This window comes from Caballeronia sp. Sq4a (genome assembly GCF_023170545.1).
GTDB lineage: Bacteria > Pseudomonadota > Gammaproteobacteria > Burkholderiales > Burkholderiaceae > Caballeronia.
Genome location: NZ_CP084252.1, coordinates 247,870 through 262,701, shown reverse-complemented (window position 1 = coordinate 262,701; position 14,832 = coordinate 247,870). Strand labels below are relative to the sequence as shown.

General features: G+C 64.2%; 13 protein-coding genes. 7 read left to right on the top strand and 6 right to left on the bottom strand.

Features of this window, described 5'->3' with window-relative positions; all coding sequences use genetic code 11:
- Window positions 1-143 precede the first annotated feature (143 nt).
- A complete protein-coding gene (locus LDZ24_RS20710; protein ID WP_248323989.1) occupies window positions 144-464 on the top strand; it encodes a hypothetical protein in 321 nt (106 codons plus the stop codon).
- A gap of 17 nt (window positions 465-481) precedes the next feature.
- Here LDZ24_RS20710 and LDZ24_RS20705 read toward each other — a convergent pair whose 3' ends face one another.
- Window positions 482-1,999, bottom strand: coding sequence for a methyl-accepting chemotaxis protein (locus LDZ24_RS20705; RefSeq protein ID WP_248323988.1), 1,518 nt, complete (start codon window positions 1,997-1,999; stop codon window positions 482-484).
- A gap of 213 nt (window positions 2,000-2,212) precedes the next feature.
- Between LDZ24_RS20705 and LDZ24_RS20700 the strand changes: the two genes are divergently transcribed.
- Entirely contained in the window at window positions 2,213-2,872 is a 660-nt protein-coding gene (locus LDZ24_RS20700) for a carbonic anhydrase (RefSeq protein ID WP_248323987.1), read from the top strand.
- A gap of 52 nt (window positions 2,873-2,924) precedes the next feature.
- Complete coding sequence (locus tag LDZ24_RS20695; RefSeq protein ID WP_248323986.1) at window positions 2,925-4,466, top strand: SulP family inorganic anion transporter; 1,542 nt, start codon at window positions 2,925-2,927, stop codon at window positions 4,464-4,466.
- Window positions 4,467-4,589: 123 nt separating this feature from the next.
- Here the strand turns inward: LDZ24_RS20695 and LDZ24_RS20690 are convergent, their stop codons facing one another.
- Genes LDZ24_RS20690 through LDZ24_RS20670 form a run of 5 tightly spaced genes read right to left on the bottom strand, consistent with a single transcriptional unit; the run spans window position 4,590 to window position 10,511 of the window.
- Entirely contained in the window at window positions 4,590-5,546 is a 957-nt protein-coding gene (locus tag LDZ24_RS20690) for a hypothetical protein (protein ID WP_248323985.1), read from the bottom strand.
- 23 nt (window positions 5,547-5,569) lie between these two features.
- The gene (locus LDZ24_RS20685) at window positions 5,570-6,604 is read right to left on the bottom strand and encodes a PAAR-like domain-containing protein (protein ID WP_248323984.1); all 1,035 of its coding nucleotides are present in this window, start codon (window positions 6,602-6,604) and stop codon (window positions 5,570-5,572) included.
- The gene (locus tag LDZ24_RS20680) at window positions 6,601-7,629 is read right to left on the bottom strand and encodes a hypothetical protein (protein WP_248323983.1); all 1,029 of its coding nucleotides are present in this window, start codon (window positions 7,627-7,629) and stop codon (window positions 6,601-6,603) included. The genes LDZ24_RS20685 and LDZ24_RS20680 overlap by 4 nt, the downstream gene beginning before the upstream one ends.
- A 25-nt stretch (window positions 7,630-7,654) precedes the next feature.
- Entirely contained in the window at window positions 7,655-10,009 is a 2,355-nt protein-coding gene (locus tag LDZ24_RS20675; RefSeq protein WP_248323982.1) for a type VI secretion system Vgr family protein, read from the bottom strand.
- A 19-nt stretch (window positions 10,010-10,028) separates the two neighbouring features.
- On the bottom strand, window positions 10,029-10,511 hold the full coding sequence (locus tag LDZ24_RS20670; RefSeq protein WP_248323981.1) for a type VI secretion system tube protein Hcp: 483 nt from the start codon (window positions 10,509-10,511) through the stop codon (window positions 10,029-10,031).
- A gap of 157 nt (window positions 10,512-10,668) precedes the next feature.
- Between LDZ24_RS20670 and LDZ24_RS20665 the strand changes: the two genes are divergently transcribed.
- Genes LDZ24_RS20665 through tssG form a run of 4 tightly spaced genes read left to right on the top strand, consistent with a single transcriptional unit; the run spans window position 10,669 to window position 14,782 of the window.
- On the top strand, window positions 10,669-11,268 hold the full coding sequence (locus LDZ24_RS20665; protein WP_248323980.1) for a type VI secretion system tube protein Hcp: 600 nt from the start codon (window positions 10,669-10,671) through the stop codon (window positions 11,266-11,268).
- Between the two features lie 15 nt (window positions 11,269-11,283).
- Window positions 11,284-11,790: a type VI secretion system baseplate subunit TssE gene (gene tssE, locus LDZ24_RS20660; RefSeq protein ID WP_248323979.1), complete on the top strand. Its 507-nt coding sequence runs from the start codon at window positions 11,284-11,286 to the stop codon at window positions 11,788-11,790.
- Window positions 11,791-11,807: 17 nt separating this feature from the next.
- Window positions 11,808-13,691 carry a type VI secretion system baseplate subunit TssF gene (gene tssF / locus LDZ24_RS20655; RefSeq protein ID WP_248323978.1) on the top strand — a complete coding sequence of 628 codons (1,884 nt, stop codon included), beginning with the start codon at window positions 11,808-11,810 and terminating at the stop codon, window positions 13,689-13,691.
- Window positions 13,667-14,782 (top strand): type VI secretion system baseplate subunit TssG, encoded by a 1,116-nt coding sequence (gene tssG, locus LDZ24_RS20650; protein ID WP_248323977.1) that lies wholly within the window; start codon window positions 13,667-13,669, stop codon window positions 14,780-14,782. Before tssF ends, tssG begins: the two co-directional genes overlap by 25 nt.
- The last annotated feature ends 50 nt before the right edge of the window (window positions 14,783-14,832 follow it).

The window sequence follows — 14,832 nt, the reverse complement described above, 5'->3', positions numbered from 1 at the left end:
GTCCTGAACTGGATCCAGTGAACGCGCAACCGTCGTGCCGGGTTTCGTAGCGCCTGCTTGGTGACTGGCGTTGGAAGTCGGATGTTATCGGCGTCTCGCGTTGATCTGCCGTCGTCGGCCATTTCCTTGGTCATGTCGCGGTCATGGAATTGCGCGATGCCGCCCTTGGTTTCGAGAGAATCTGGAATCCGATCTTCGATGACTATCTGGGCGATATCAGCAGGCTGTTCTCCGCTAACCATCTCATCGACGATCACTTCTATAACGGCTTGCCGTGGCGCGTGAGCGCGCGCCATGTGGCCATTGATCCGCATGCACCGCTCGTGCTCACGATACTCCCGCTTCGCGCCGACGCCCCGATCTATCTCGACTCGCGGTTCGATCCGCGGCCATGCGTCGAAGGGCAGATCGCCGAGCTCACCGCAGTGACCGTCGTGCCGGAATATGAAGTCGCGGTGCGATAGCGAGCGGCAGTCATGCGTCAGACGACGAAAACCGCCGTCGACGCGCGCAACTCGCCGGCTTGGGCTTCGAGCGCATTCGTCGCAGCCGCGGCTTCTTCAACGAGCGCCGCGTTCTGTTGCGTCACCTGGTCCATCTGCGATACCGCCTGGTTGACCTGTCCGATGCCTTTGCTTTGCTCTTCAGATGCTGCGGCGATCTGGCTCATCAGCACAGTGACTCGCTTGATGGCTTCTGTCATCTCCGTCATCGTCGCGCCAGCGTCCTCGACGTGCGTCGTTCCAGCGCGCACGCGTTCGACGGACCTGTCGATCAGTTCCCGCACTTCTTTCGATGCCGCTGACGACCGTTGCGCGAGGGAGCGCACTTCCGAAGCCACCACGGCAAAGCCGCGGCCGTGCTCGCCCGCGCGCGCGGCTTCGACGGCAGCATTCAGCGCCAGGATGTTCGTCTGAAACGCTATGCCCTCGATGATGCCGGCGATCTCCGCGATCTGCCTGGAGTCGCCGTTGATCGCTTCCATCGTCGCCACGACATCGGAGACCACACTTGCGCCACGGTGCGCGACGTCTGCCGCTGCGGAAGCGAGACGATTCCCTTCGTGCGCGTAAGTCGCATTGTTAGTCACCGTCGACGTCAATTCTTCCATGCTCGCTGCAGTCTGCTGGAGCGATGCAGCCTGTTCTTCCGTACGCTGGGAAAGATCGAGGTTGCCGGCCGCGATTTGCTTGGACGCAGTGGCGATCGAATCCGCGGACGTCTTGATGGCCGTGACGGTCTGCTTGAGTTGGTCCTGCATGCGGCTGATGGAATAGAGAAGGCTCGTGCGATCACCCGCTTCGGTCACGACCGACGTCGATAAGTCGTTGCTCGCGATCCCGTCTGCGATTCGAACCGCATATTCGGGCTCGCCGCCGAGCGTGCGTCGCAGGGAACGGTTCAACAGAACTGTCGTCAATGCAAGCAGCGCAGCCATGCCAGCGAAGACCAGAAGCGCGCGATAGACCGACCGCATGAAGTCCGCCTGAAGGTCATCGAGGTAGACGCCCGTCAAGATCGTCCATTGCCACGGCGCATAGGCGACAACGCGGCTGAGCTTGGGCACGCTCTTGCTCGCGCCCGGCTTCGGCCAGCTGTACCGAAGAAAGCCCTGCCCGTCGCGCTGCGCGAGCGCTACCGCATCGGACCACATGTGAATGCCGTCCTTGTCCTGAACGTCTTTGGCACTCTTGCCTTCCATCTCCGGCTTCGTGGAGTGCATCACCAGCGTGACATCGGGATCGATGATGGCGAAATAGCCATCGCCGCTGTAACGCATCACGCGCACGCGCTCGGCTGCCTGCTTGCGCGCTTCGGCGTCCGTGAGCTGCCCCGCCTGCACTTTCGCCGCGTAGTCTTTGATCGTATTCAGAGCCGCATCCGTGACCGCGCCGAGCGTGGCGCGACGTTCCTCGAATCGGATGGCGCGCATTTCGAAGGCATCGAAGATCGAAAGTGCGGTGAGGCAAACGAGGCTGATCGCGAGGGGAATCCACATGCGGACGCGTAACGGAATATTTTTCATTATTCGATACTTAGGGAAAACCCTCGTTTACGGCAAGATTACCGATTACTTGAGTGTTTAGCCAATGAACGGCGCAGACCTCGAAACGAAAGATGCCGCAAGCCCCGAATTATTTTCTTACCTTTCGAAACTTTTCTCCTGAAAGCATTTCGTAATATCTTATGTCGTGCACTCCGGAGGAAATGTATGAACCGACCGAAACGGATGTTGGTAGCAAACGTTGCCTGGGCCCGTGAAACGGCCGAAACCGATCCGCAATTCTTCCCCCAACTCGCGCAAGGGCAAAGTCCGAAGGTTTTGTGGATCGGCTGCGCGGACAGCCGCGTGCCCGCCGAGACTGTCACGCAGTGCAATCCCGGCGATCTGTTCGTCCATCGCAACATCGCGAATGTGTTCAATCCTTCCGATGACAACACCATGAGCGTCATCGAATACGCGGTCAAAGTGCTGAAGGTCGATCACATCATCGTCTGCGGGCACTACGGCTGCGGCGGCGTGCGCGCGTCCTTGCTGCCGCTTTCGCGCGATCTGCCGCATGTGAACCGACGCATCGCGCCGCTGTGCGCCCTCGCCGATGCGCATCGGCATGAACTCGAAGCTCTCTCCGATCTCGATGCGCGCACGAACCGGCTCGCCGAACTCAACGTGCTCGAACAAGTGCGCCTGCTGCGTGCCGAGCCTGTCGTTCGCACGCGCGAGACGCCGCCCCTCGTGCACGGCTGGATCTTCGGCCTGCACGACGGCCTCATCAAGGAGCTCGCATCCGCTTATGACGATGATGCAACGCGACGCGTAGAACACGCGGCTTCCGAAGCGCTCAGGACAGCGGAACTCGCCGTCCGCTGAGCGTTTCGCGACGCCGCAGACCACAACTTCGCCCTAAAAGTCATTCGAGAACATGAAACCAGCCAATCGTTTAGCCGACTTCCCGCGCGATCTGTTCGCGGGCACAGTCGTTTTTCTGGTCGCGATGCCGCTATGTCTAGGCATCGCCAATGCGTCGGGCGTCGAGCCGTTTGCGGGGCTCCTGTCGGGGATCATCGGCGGGCTCGTCGTCGCGTTGCTGAGCGGTTCGCAACTCAGCGTGAGCGGGCCCGCAGCGGGACTCATCGTCATCGTCGTAGATGGCATCGCGGGCCTCGGCAGCTTTTCTGCATTCCTGCTTGCGGTATTGCTGTCGGGCGCGATCCAGTTCGGCTTCGGCCTGCTGAAGGCGGGGCGCTTTGCGGCCTATGTGCCGTCCTCGGTCATCAAGGGCATGCTGGCGGCCATCGGCCTCTTGCTCGTCATCAAGCAGATCCCGCTGGCCGCAGGTCTCGCCAATGAAGGCGCGCCGGCAGCAAGCGGTGCCGGCATGCTGAACACGCCGTTCGGTCCTGTATCGATTGCCGCGAGTGTCGTCGCCATCGTGTCGCTTGCCATGCTCGCGGCCTGGGAAACGCGCGCGTGGCGCCGCTTTGCGATGGTGCGCGCGGTCCCGGCGCCGCTCGCAGTGGTGGCACTGGGCATCGGCATGACCTTGCTGCTGGATATGTTCGCGCCCGGCTTTGCGCCGCCCGCGCAGCATCGCGTTGCGTTGCCCGCGCTCGAATCGTTCGGCGCGTTCGCCGCTGCGCTCGAACTCCCCAACTTCGCCGAGCTCGTCAATCCGAACGTATGGCGTCTCGCAGTGACGCTTGCCATCGTCGCGAGTCTGGAGACCTTGCTCAGCCTCGAAGCCGTTGAGCAACTGGATCCGAAGAAGCGCGCCGCGCATCCCGACCGCGAGTTGAAGGCGCAGGGCATCGGCAACATGATGGCGGGCGCGATAGGCGCGTTGCCGATCACATCGGTCATCGTGCGCAGTTCGGCCAACGTGCATGCGGGCGCGCAAAGCCGCTGGGCATCGTTCATTCATGGCGCGCTGCTGCTGGTGAGCGTGTTTGCGCTCACGAGCGTCATCAACCTGATTCCTCTCGCGTGTCTCGCAGCGATTCTGATCTTCACGGGCCTCAAACTGGCGAAGCCTTCGTTGTTTGCCGCCATAGCCCGACAAGGCATGGAGCGCTTCCTGCCGTTCATCGTCACGATTGCAGGCGTGTTACTGACCGACTTGCTGATGGGCATCCTGCTCGGCATAGCATGCAGCCTGCTGCTCGCGTTGCGCGCGAATCTCAGACGGCCCATCACGATGGCGCAGCACGACGATCACTATCTTCTGTCGTTCCGCAAGGATGTGTCGTTTCTGAGCAAGGTGACGCTGAAGCACCATCTGCGCGCGATTCCGAATGGCGCGACAGTCATCATCGATGCCACGCGCGCCGATCATGTCGATGGGGACGTGCGCGAGATCATCGACAAGTTCATTGCCGATGCGCCCGCCAAAGGCATGCATGTCGAATGCAGGCAGATGCCGCGCGCCGAACCGCCGCGATTGCGCATGCGGCTCCGGCCAGAGTAGGCATCGCGCGTCGACGATAGTCATCGAAAAACCGTCGAAGTCTTCGCCGACCGTCTGCCCGGCGGTCGGCGACAGGCGAGCGCGCCGAAGCACCGCTGTCGATGCCGAAGCGGGCGACTGCTCTCACGCGCGCGTGTCCAACACATCGAGCACGCTCTTCTGCACTCCATCCCGTGCGATATCCGTTCGCTGCCCGGTCCACGTCGAACCGTCGAAACACGCGATCTTCTTTCGGCCGAAGGCCCACAGTCTGTTCCCCGCGGAAGAGAAGTTCAGGAAGTCGCCCTGGCAAAGCTTGCCTTCGATCTGCTCGGCTGCTCCATCGACATAGCTCCAGATGCCATCATCCAGAATCAGGTACAGGACGCCTTTGAACCAATGCACGTCCCAAATGGTCGCATCCGTGCCGATGTGCGAGGCGTCCCAATGGTCGTGCCGCCCGGAAACGAGAATCCCGCCTCTCCCTCCGATATGCGCGACGCCATCCGCCGCACAGCAGATGCAATGCAAGTGCACATTCGTCGGTGCATCGATCTTGCGCCACGTCGTGCCGTCGTAGCTCCAGATCTCGCCGTCCAGACCAGCGGCGTAGATCTCCGTCCGGTCGAATCCGTCTATGGCGTTGAAGCCGACGCCGAACGCGCCGGAGTCGTTCACCATGTTGTCATCGAGCTGGCGCCAGCCATCCGCGTCGGTTCTTTCGTACACCTGACGACTCATTCCGGCCGCATAGACCGCGTTCCCGATCGAGCAGAGCGATCGGATAACGGAAACAGCGAGCGCGTCGCGTCTCGACATGGCCTCCCGGCGACAGGCGCGACCCTCGATGACGAGCACCTGACCGCCCCATCCCGCAATCACCAGTGCGCCGGAGGCATCGTCCGTTCGAGCAATGTCCGCGGCAATCCAGGGCAGGATCGGTTCATCCGCGATCGCCGACCATGCGCGCCCCTTGCACGAAAGGGGAATCGAATGCTGCGTGCGCTCCTCGGCAAGCCGGTCATTCAGCGCGACGATCAGGCACGCTTCGTCTGAGACGGCCGCACCGCGGAGAATCGAGCAATTTTCGAGGAAGTTCATGGTGCGATCACCTCACTCTCCAATCAATACATCAGCCGTAGTATCCACTTCATCGGGTCACCGTAAGTAATGGCCCGTATTTTGGTCGTGTCGCTGATTCCGCACTCGTTGTCGTAAGCATCGAGTTGAGCACGAATGCACTTCTCGTCGCACTGCGTGAACACGCTGCGCACCGAGCGCGCCCCGTTCTCCTTGGCCTCGCCATAGGTGGTCGCCCGCTGCCCTTCGAGCTTGCTTCCGTCGGACAGGTGGAGAGTCTGGTTGTCGGGGCACCGCGACGCCGCGTCGCCTCGCAGGGCGCTCATGAAGCCATGATCTTTCGAATAGGCGCCGCCTTTCGCACAACACACAGGCGCCCGATTAAGGTTGTATTTCTCGCAGCCCGCGATGGGGACGCCGCCCTGTCGCCCGGTCGCAAAAGACGACGCCTCCACCAGGTGATCGCCGGTCACTCCCTCGCAACAATTCGGCGACCCGCTGCCGCCATAGCGCACCAGCATGCAGACCTGAGCCTTCTGGCACTTGTCGTCGGCGCACTGCGCGTCGCGATCCGTCCCATGTTTGGCGCAAGCGCCGCGCTCGGCTTTTTTTTCGTCCTCGCAGGGATCGCCCGATCCGACGGCCATCGAATCGGCGAACGGCCACGGCGGCGTTTGGCCGGGCGGTGGATTGTGGTTGTGGGTCGTCAGGTCGAGATGACGAACGACGTTCTCGCCCTCCACCTTGACATCCATCGACCATGCGTTGAAATAGACCTTGCCCTGATTGGTGCTGGTCACGACGCCTTTCTTCGGCGCGCTGCCGGCTTCGTCGCCCGTGCTCTTCTTGAAGTAACTCTTGTTCTTGAGCATGACCTCCTGGCCGGAAATGGCCACGGTTGTCGATCCGTCAGCGGTGTCACCGTCGACCCCGGTATTCGGGTACGGAACCGGCACGCCGGGCGGCGTCGCGGGCGTCTGCGGAGGCGTGAAGCACACATCCGGAAATGCGCAGATCGACTTGCCAGCGCCCTGCTTGCACGACACTTCCCTTGTGTTGGCATAGACCTCGTTGCTCATCGCGCGACTCCGTAGCGCAGCACGGCGGCGGTGCGCGCGCCGGCGTCGTTCGCGCAGTGAGCGAGGATGTCGAGGCCTGCGGTGTAACCCTTGCGGCAAGCCGCGTCCGCGACGGCGAAGAGGGCAATTCCGTCTGCCGCGCCGGTGCGGCCCAGAGACTCGGCCGGGTGCCAGATATCGAATACCTCCTTGCGAGCGCGCAGGATGCGTGACAGCGCAAGCGTCGCTTCCTTGAAATAGTACTGCTCTCCTGCGAGATCGGTAATGCGGTAATCGAGATCATGGAGTTCGCAACCGGCATCCGAGAGCGCGCTCCTGATCGCGCAAGTCAGGCCGTCCGCGCGCAGTGGCTCGCCGGAGTCGATGTGAGCCTTCTCCACGCCAAAGCCGATGCCCGTGCACAGCAGCGCATCATCGTCACCCGGTTTGCCGACGAGCAGCCCGCCGGCCGCCTCGCCCGGCATGAAGCCGTCGGAATGACGCGGCGTGAGCAGCCTGTCTTCATGCTCGTATGCGCTGAGCGTGGGCCAGGTGAGCAGGCTGTCGGTCGCGGCAATCAGCACATGGCGGCATTGCGCCTCGTAAATGAGCTCGCGCGCAACGGTCAGCGCCAACATCGCGCTCACGCGGCCCTGCGCGATGACGGCGGATTCGGCCGCGAAGCGCACGCCGAGTTCCCTTTCAACGTCGTGAAGCAATTGCTCGTCGAGGCCGTCGAGCCGACCGGGGCGCTCGCGCTCGGCCACGCAGAGTAACAGCGGAATGCTTGCCCAGTCCGCGCGCGGAACGCATTCGAGGCATTCGGCGACTGCCATCGCAGCCAGCTTCGCGAGCCTCGGCAGGCCACGCCACGGCTTTTCCAGCGGCACCTGATGCGCCATGATCCAGGCGCCGCCTGAATCCATGAAGCACGTTCGAGAAGGGTTGCTGATCTTTGCGCGAATGGCAGCGCAAGCGGCCGGCGCACTGAGTCCGACGCTGGTAACGAGGCCGGTGCGTTCGATGGCAATGGTCCGGGCGTGCATGGTGTCGATCGATCGGAATCAGACTTCAGTTCTGCAAGATCTTCGAGCCTTTCATCACGATGTCGCTGTCGGCCTTGACGTTGATCTTGCCGCTGCCCGTCACGCTGATGTCCTTGCCCTTGATCTGGATCGTGCCGTCCTTCTTCATCGTGATGCTCGCGTCGCCGGTAACGAGAGAGATCGAATCCGTCGCGCTCACCTTGAGGTTCTTTCCGACCGTCAACGTGTCGTCTTCCGTGATCGATGTCGTGCGCGCCTTCTTGACGGTGCTCGACTGCGCGCCGTCGATGGTCTCGCCCATGTCCTTGCCGACCGTGACGGTTTGCGCGCCAGTGACGCCGAGCGTCTGATCGCCGCCGACCGTGGTCGCCTGATTGCCGGTGACATCGATGCTCTGATTCGCGCCCACGCTCACTTTCTGGTACGCGACGATCTTCACGAGCTGGTACGCGCCGATCGCGATTTCCTGCGCGAGCCCGACCGTGATCGTCTCGTTAAGGCCCACCATATGCGTGCGCTGCAACAGCACGCTCGCGGTCTCCATCATCTTGACGAGGATCGTGCGCGTCTTGTCGATCGTGATGTTCTCGTGCCCGCCGACGGTTTCCGTGCGGTTCGCGACGATCGCAATGGTCTCGTTGTTGCCGACTGTTTCTTTCCGATCGACGCCGATCGAAATGGTCTCGTTGTTGCCGACCGTTTCCGTGCGGTCATGCTTGACGACAGTCGTCTCGTCGTGGTCGATATTCTTCTTCCGGTCGTGTCCGACCCAGTGCGTCTCGTCCTTTTCGACCTCGATGTCCTGATTGCGCTCGGCATGAATCAACACCTGCTCGGCGCCCTTCTTGTCCTCGAAGCGCAGTTCGTTGCAGTTCGCGCCGCTGCCGCCCTTGGTCGAGCGGCTCTTGATGCCGGTCTGCGTCATGTTCGCCGGCAGGTCGTAAGGCGGCATCTGCTCGGCGTTGTACACGCGACCCGTGATGATCGGCCGGTCGGGATCGCCTTCCAGAAAATCGACGATTACTTCCTGCCCCACGCGCGGTATCGCAATCGCGCCCCAGCCCTTGCCCGCCCACGGCTGCGACACGCGCATCCAGCACGAACTGTTTTCGTCGCGCTTGCCTTGCCGGTCCCAGAAGAACTGCACTTTGACGCGGCCGTATTGGTCCGTGTAGATCTCGTCGCCGCCCGGACCGACGACGACCGCCGTCTGCGGCCCTTGCACGAACGGCTTGCGCGCGCTGCGCGCGGGCGCGAAGGCCTGCTTCGCTTCGATGGCGGAAAACCAGCATTCGCAGCGGTTTTCTTGCGCGCCATCGAATGCTTCGTAGTCCGCAATATCGATTTCATAGCGCGTGCGCGTGACGAGATACTGCGCGTTCTGATCCGCGCGCGGATGCCGAGTCAGCTTGATGAGCGCCCCCGCGCGCACGCTGCGGCTGTTGGTGCGCGCGTCGACCTGATGCCAGTTGATGTCGAAATCGTCGGGCACGCTGCCTTCCACGCGCCACTCGGCCGCGCGCGCCTTCGCGCGGCTCTCGCCGTGATCGCCGTCGACATAGCCGCCGGGATAATCGAAGTTTTCGAGCGAGGTGAACGCGTCGAAGCCTTGCATGTGCTTCACGGCCTGCTTTTGCAGCGGCCGCGATGGATGCTTGAAGTCGTAATCGGTGAGGAGCCAGTTGCGCGTTTCGATCGCGTGATTCGTGCGCCATTCGCTGACATATTCGATGCCCGCCCCGGCGGCCATGACCGCGCCATACGGCAGCGACTCGCAGCCCGCGACGCTTTCGTGCGCGGCGAGCGTATCGGTCAGAATCAGCGATTCCTTGCCGTCCCTGTCCTGAAACCAATAGTAGATGCCTTCGTCTTCCAGCAGGCGGCTCACGAAGTTGAAATCCGACTCGCGGTACTGCACGCAATACTCGCGCGGCGGGTGCGCGCGCGCATTGGCCTTCCACTTGATCTCGCCGGTTTCCAGACCTTTATAGAGCGGATCGGCGAATACGGTTTTGACGATCTCTTCGACCGTCTTGTTCTGGAAGATGCGACAGTTGCTGCGCCGCGCGAGCAGCCAGAGCCACGGCCGCACCGCGGCTTCATAGACGTGCAGCCGTCCGCGCATGCCCGTCTGCCGGAAGCCGACGACATAGCCGCCAAAGACGCGCGGCTTCGCGCCGGGCACCGCGAGCGATACGCTCGCGCGCTTGCCGAGAATGCGCCCGAAGTCGATATCGGCGCGCTTAGATACCAGCGTCAACTCGACGCGCGGCATGCGCCCGAGTTCCGCGTGCGCGCGCACGGCCAGTATGCGCAAGTCGTCGCCGAGCGGTGTATCGACGTTGACGAGCGGCGCTTGCGCGGCGGCATCGTTGGGCATGGGCGCACCGTGTCGTCGGTCAGCGAACTTCGGTGCTGCGCACGTCCCAGCCGAATTTCACCGCGCCGCCGAGCGCGCCCTTGTCGTCCTGCGGCTTGTATTCGAACTCGATGTCCGCGTAGCTCAGATCGACAGTCTGCTCGGGATGGCCGCCCGGCTCGCACACCAGCGCAACCTTCGTCACCGTCACCTGCTTCATCGTCACGGTGAGAAATTCCTTTTGCCCTTCGCCCGCCTTGCTGACGGTGAGCTTCGCGGTCGGGATGTGCTTGCCGCTCGCGCAACTCTTCTTTAGCGTCGGCGCGGACTTGTCGTATTGATGCACGAACTGGAACACGCCCGGACACGCCTTGCCGATGCCGCTGCCGCTTCCCGTCATCGGATTGCTGGCGTTGGTCACGCCCCAGTTGAAGCTCTGCACTTCGATCTGTCCTTCCGCCCCTTTGTGCTTCGACTCGCCGTCGATTCCGTCGATCTTCAGATAGCAGTCGGTCGTAGCCATGTGATCCTCCGTCGTGATCGGCATCCGTTGCATCGTTGCGCGCGCCCCGCGCAATGCAATCCACCGGTTAAACGAACCACGCTGCCAGTTTTTGAACTTCAAAATCGCGCGACGCGCGCCGTTTTACATCCGACAGGCCATTAAATGGATCAGCCCGATGCCCACTCAGGACTTGCGCGATATGCGCCCGGAAAGCATGCTCACGATCGACGCCGCGCGCCAGTTCGATTCGCTCGCGCTCGCCGATTCCGGCGACATGTTCCTGCAAGTGGTGCCCAAGCGCAGCAACGCGCCCGTGAAAGGGGAAGCCGCGAAGCGCGGCGACTGGGACACGCCGATGCAGATCCACGGCTGGCGCTGGGCGCAAGGCTACGAAGCCGCGCCGCTCGCCGCCGCGCTCAACGCCAACGACATGCGCGTGACGGCGCTCGGCGTCATCAAATCGGTGGATTCGGCGTCGCCCGTGCTCGCGAAGCTATGCGCTCAGGCGGAACTCCTCACGCTCGCGCACATTCGCTGCTACAAGTCGGCCGGCAGCGATCACGGCGTGCAGATCGAATTCCTGTCCATGAAACTGGAGCAGGCGTATATCCGCAACTATCAGATCTACACGAGCCCGCGTCTCGCGCGGCCGTGCGAGATCTTCGAGCTGTCGGCGCAGCAATTCACGATGACCTGCGCGCCGCAATCCGCGACCGGCAGCCGCGGCGCGGAAGTGACCTTCGCGCTCGACGTATCCGCGCGGCGCGGCGGCTGACCTTCGAAGGAAGCGATGAACGAGCCCAGCGCCAGCGACCGTCTGCAGCCTTCCCTGCTCGATCGCCTGATCGACGACAATCCCGCCTCGCGCGCCGAAGCTGCCGGCGAGCGCTTCATGTCGCATCGCAGCCTGCGCGCGGCGGTCCTGCGCGATCTGTCGTGGCTCTTCAACACGACGAACCTCGGCGATGCGATCTCCGAGGAACGCTTCGCCCACGCCTTCACGTCGGTGCTCAATTACGGCCTGCCGTGCCTCTCGGGTCGCTACGCATCGACCATCGACACGGTGCTGCTGGAACAGGCGATCCGTCAGGCGGTGGAGCGCTTCGAGCCGCGCATCGATCCGTCGACGCTCGAGATCGAGCCGGTGCTCGACCGCGCGGTGCTCGACATGCACAACCAGATCGCGCTCGTGATCCGCGGCCTGCTGTGGGCGCAGCCGGTGCCGCTCGAATTCGCGCTGCGCACGCAAATCGATCTGGAAGAAGGCGGCATCACGGTCATGGAACTGCCGCGCTGACATCGCATACGGACAACATGGACCCGCGCCTCTTGCGTCACTACAACACCGAGCTCGGCCATCTTCGCGAGATGGGCGCGGAGTTCGCCGAGCAGTTCCCGAAGATCGCGGCGCGTCTCGGCATGAGCGGCATCGACGTGGCCGATCCGTATGTCGAGCGGCTGCTCGAAGGCACGGCGTTTCTCGCCGCGCGGGTTCAGCTGACGCTCGAAGAAGAGTTTCCGCGCTTCACGCAGCAGCTCACGCACGTCGTGCTGCCGCAGTCCGCCTGTCCGACGCCGGCCATGCTGATCGCGCGTCTCGCGCCCGATCTCGCCAATCCGAATCTCGCGGACGGCTTCACGGTCCCGCGCGATACCGAGCTTTTCTCGACGCGCGCGCCCGCGCAGACGACGCCCTGCGAGTTCCGCACGAGCGCGGCGCTCACGCTCTGGCCCATCGAGATGACCGAGGCGCGCTATCTCGCGCAGGCGCCGGACCTGCCGCTCGCCACGCTGCCGGAAACCCGGGCGCTCGCGCATCGCGTGAACGGCGCGCTGCGCATCCGGCTCGCGACGCCGGAGGGCCTTTCGTTCGACGCGTTGCGGCTCGACGCCCTAAGCCTCTTCTTCGCGGGAGGCGACGAAACGGCGTACCGGCTCTACGAACTCGTGATGGGCGGCACACTCGCCATCGTCGTGTCGACGCCCGATCGCCCGAGCCGAGCGCTCGCCGCCTTGCCCGGCGATGCGGTTTCGCCCGCAGGCTTCGGCGACGACGAGGCGCTGCTGCCGGTCACGCCCAACGCGTTTCAGGGCTATCGCGTGCTGCGTGAGTACTTCGCGTTGCCCGAGCGCTTTCGCTTTGCGCGTGTCGAAGGACTCGCGCGCGTGCTGCCCGCATTCGCCGCGCGCGAGATCGAACTGACGTTCCTGCTCGCGGCGGGCGATGCGTCGCTCGAGCGCATCGTCACGAAAGACCATGTGCTGCTCGACTGCGTGCCCGCCATCAATCTCTTTCCGAAGCAGGCCGACCGCGCGCTCGTCACCGACGCCACCGCGCGCTTTCACGTCGTGCCCGATCGCACGCGTCCGCTCGATTTCGAGGTCCATTCGGTCACGGGCGTGGCGGGCTACGGCGCGAACGACGACAGCGAGCAGGTGTTTCATCCGTTCTACGCCGACTTCCTTGCCGACCGGCCCGGCGACGCCGCGTTCTTCACCACGGAGCGCGAGCCGCGCCTCGTGCCCGCTGCCCGGCGCAAGAGCGGCGCGCGCACCGAATACATCGGCAGCGAAACCTACGTGTCGATCGTCGATCCGCGTGCCGCGCCCTATCGCGGCTCGCTGCGGCAGTTGTCGTTCGCCACGCTGTGCAGCAACCGCGACTTGCCGCTGATGATGGCGCGAGACGCGACGGGCAGCGACTTCTCGCTCGACATCGCCGCGCCCGTCGCCACCGCGCGATGCGTGAGCGGCCCGTCGCGGCCCGCGCCCGCGACCCTCGACGCCGCGCAGAGCTGGCGGCTCATCGACCAGTTATCGCTGCACTATCTGTCGCTGTGCAACGGCCCGCGCGAGGCTGCCGCTGCGTTGCGCGCGCTGCTGATGCTGCACGTCGCGCCCGCGGACCACGCCGGCCGGGCGCAAGTCGCGGGCGTCGCCTCCGTCGATGCGAAACCCGTCGCGCGACGCCTGCCGATGCCCGGCCCGATCGCTTTCGGACGCGGCCTCGCGATCGACGTTCTCGTCGACGACCTCGCGTTTCAGGGCGGCAGCGCGTGGCTCTTCGGCTGCGTGCTGGACCGCTTTTTCGCGCGCTACGTGTCGATCAATTCTTTCGTGCAGACGACGCTGCGCACCAGCGCGCGCGGCGAAATCCTGCGCCTCGAACCGCGATGCGGCACGAGAGCGATCTTCTAGGCGCGGCGCGGCAAGCGCCGGTGGCCGCGCGCATCGAGCAAGCGCCGGGCGAACGGATGCACGCGCTCATCGAACTGTTCGACGCCGTCGCCGCCGAGCCGCATCGCTTCGACTTCTATCAGGTGATGCGGCGCATCGAGGCGCTCACGCCCGACCTGCCGCGTCTCGGCACAGGCGCGCGTCCGGCGGACGAAGCCGTGCGGCTCGCGCAGGACGTCTCGCTCGCCTTCGCGCCCGCGCCGCTCGCCGCGCTCACGCGCGAACCGGGCGGCCATGCGCCCCGTCTCGAACAACGCTTCTTCGGCTTTCTCGGTCCGAACGGCCCGATGCCGCTGCATCTGACCGACTTCGCCCGGCAGCGCGCGCTGCATCATGGCGACACGTGCTTCGCGCGCCTGCTCGATGCGTTGCTGCATCGCTTCGTGCTGCTGTTCTATCGCGCGTGGGCGCAGGGGCGGCCGGTCAACGCGCTCGACCGGCCGGACGACGACCGTTTCGCGTTCTATACCGGCGCGCTGATGGGTCTCGCCGACCGGACGAGCCGCGCGCGCGATGCCGTCTCCGGTCACGCCAAGCTGCATTTCGCGGGCCTCTGGAACATGCAGACGCGCCCTGCGGACGTGCTCGAAAGCATTGCGTCGGCGCTCTTGCGCGTGCCGGTGCGGCTCGAACCGTTTCGCGGCCACTGGATGACGCTGCCGCTCGACGAGCGCACCGCTCTGCGTTCGCTGTCGGCGCGATTCTCCGCGCGCGCCGCGAGCGCGGCGCAACTCGGACGCGGCGCGCTGCTCGGCGCGCGCGTGTGGGACCGCCAGCATGCGTTCCGGCTCGTGATCGGGCCGCTCACGCTCGCGCAATACGAAGCGCTGCTGCCGGGCGGCGCCGCGCTGCCGACCCTCCTCGCGCTGGTGCGCCAGCATCTGAACGGCGAGCTTGCGTGGGATGCGCAACTCGTGCTCGTCGCCGATGAAGTGCCGACCGCGCAACCCGGCCGCTACGGACGTCTCGGCTATTCGGCGTGGCTGGGTCTCGCCACGCATGGCGCCAATCGCGCCGACCTCGCGCTCGACGCGGACACGCATTGCGCGTGAGCTTCCTTCGAGCAAGCGCTTTGAAAAAACCTCGCGCGAGCGCCGTCTTA

Coding starts and splice junctions, on each gene's coding strand:
- LDZ24_RS20710 (WP_248323989.1), top strand. CDS start 144: ATGGAATTGCGCGATGCCGCCCTTGGTTTCGAGAGAATCTGGAATCCG.
- LDZ24_RS20705 (WP_248323988.1), bottom strand. CDS start 1,999: ATGTGGATTCCCCTCGCGATCAGCCTCGTTTGCCTCACCGCACTTTCG.
- LDZ24_RS20700 (WP_248323987.1), top strand. CDS start 2,213: ATGAACCGACCGAAACGGATGTTGGTAGCAAACGTTGCCTGGGCCCGT.
- LDZ24_RS20695 (WP_248323986.1), top strand. CDS start 2,925: ATGAAACCAGCCAATCGTTTAGCCGACTTCCCGCGCGATCTGTTCGCG.
- LDZ24_RS20690 (WP_248323985.1), bottom strand. CDS start 5,546: ATGAACTTCCTCGAAAATTGCTCGATTCTCCGCGGTGCGGCCGTCTCA.
- LDZ24_RS20685 (WP_248323984.1), bottom strand. CDS start 6,604: ATGAGCAACGAGGTCTATGCCAACACAAGGGAAGTGTCGTGCAAGCAG.
- LDZ24_RS20680 (WP_248323983.1), bottom strand. CDS start 7,629: ATGCACGCCCGGACCATTGCCATCGAACGCACCGGCCTCGTTACCAGC.
- LDZ24_RS20675 (WP_248323982.1), bottom strand. CDS start 10,009: ATGCCCAACGATGCCGCCGCGCAAGCGCCGCTCGTCAACGTCGATACA.
- LDZ24_RS20670 (WP_248323981.1), bottom strand. CDS start 10,511: ATGGCTACGACCGACTGCTATCTGAAGATCGACGGAATCGACGGCGAG.
- LDZ24_RS20665 (WP_248323980.1), top strand. CDS start 10,669: ATGCCCACTCAGGACTTGCGCGATATGCGCCCGGAAAGCATGCTCACG.
- tssE (WP_248323979.1), top strand. CDS start 11,284: ATGAACGAGCCCAGCGCCAGCGACCGTCTGCAGCCTTCCCTGCTCGAT.
- tssF (WP_248323978.1), top strand. CDS start 11,808: ATGGACCCGCGCCTCTTGCGTCACTACAACACCGAGCTCGGCCATCTT.
- tssG (WP_248323977.1), top strand. CDS start 13,667: ATGCGGCACGAGAGCGATCTTCTAGGCGCGGCGCGGCAAGCGCCGGTG.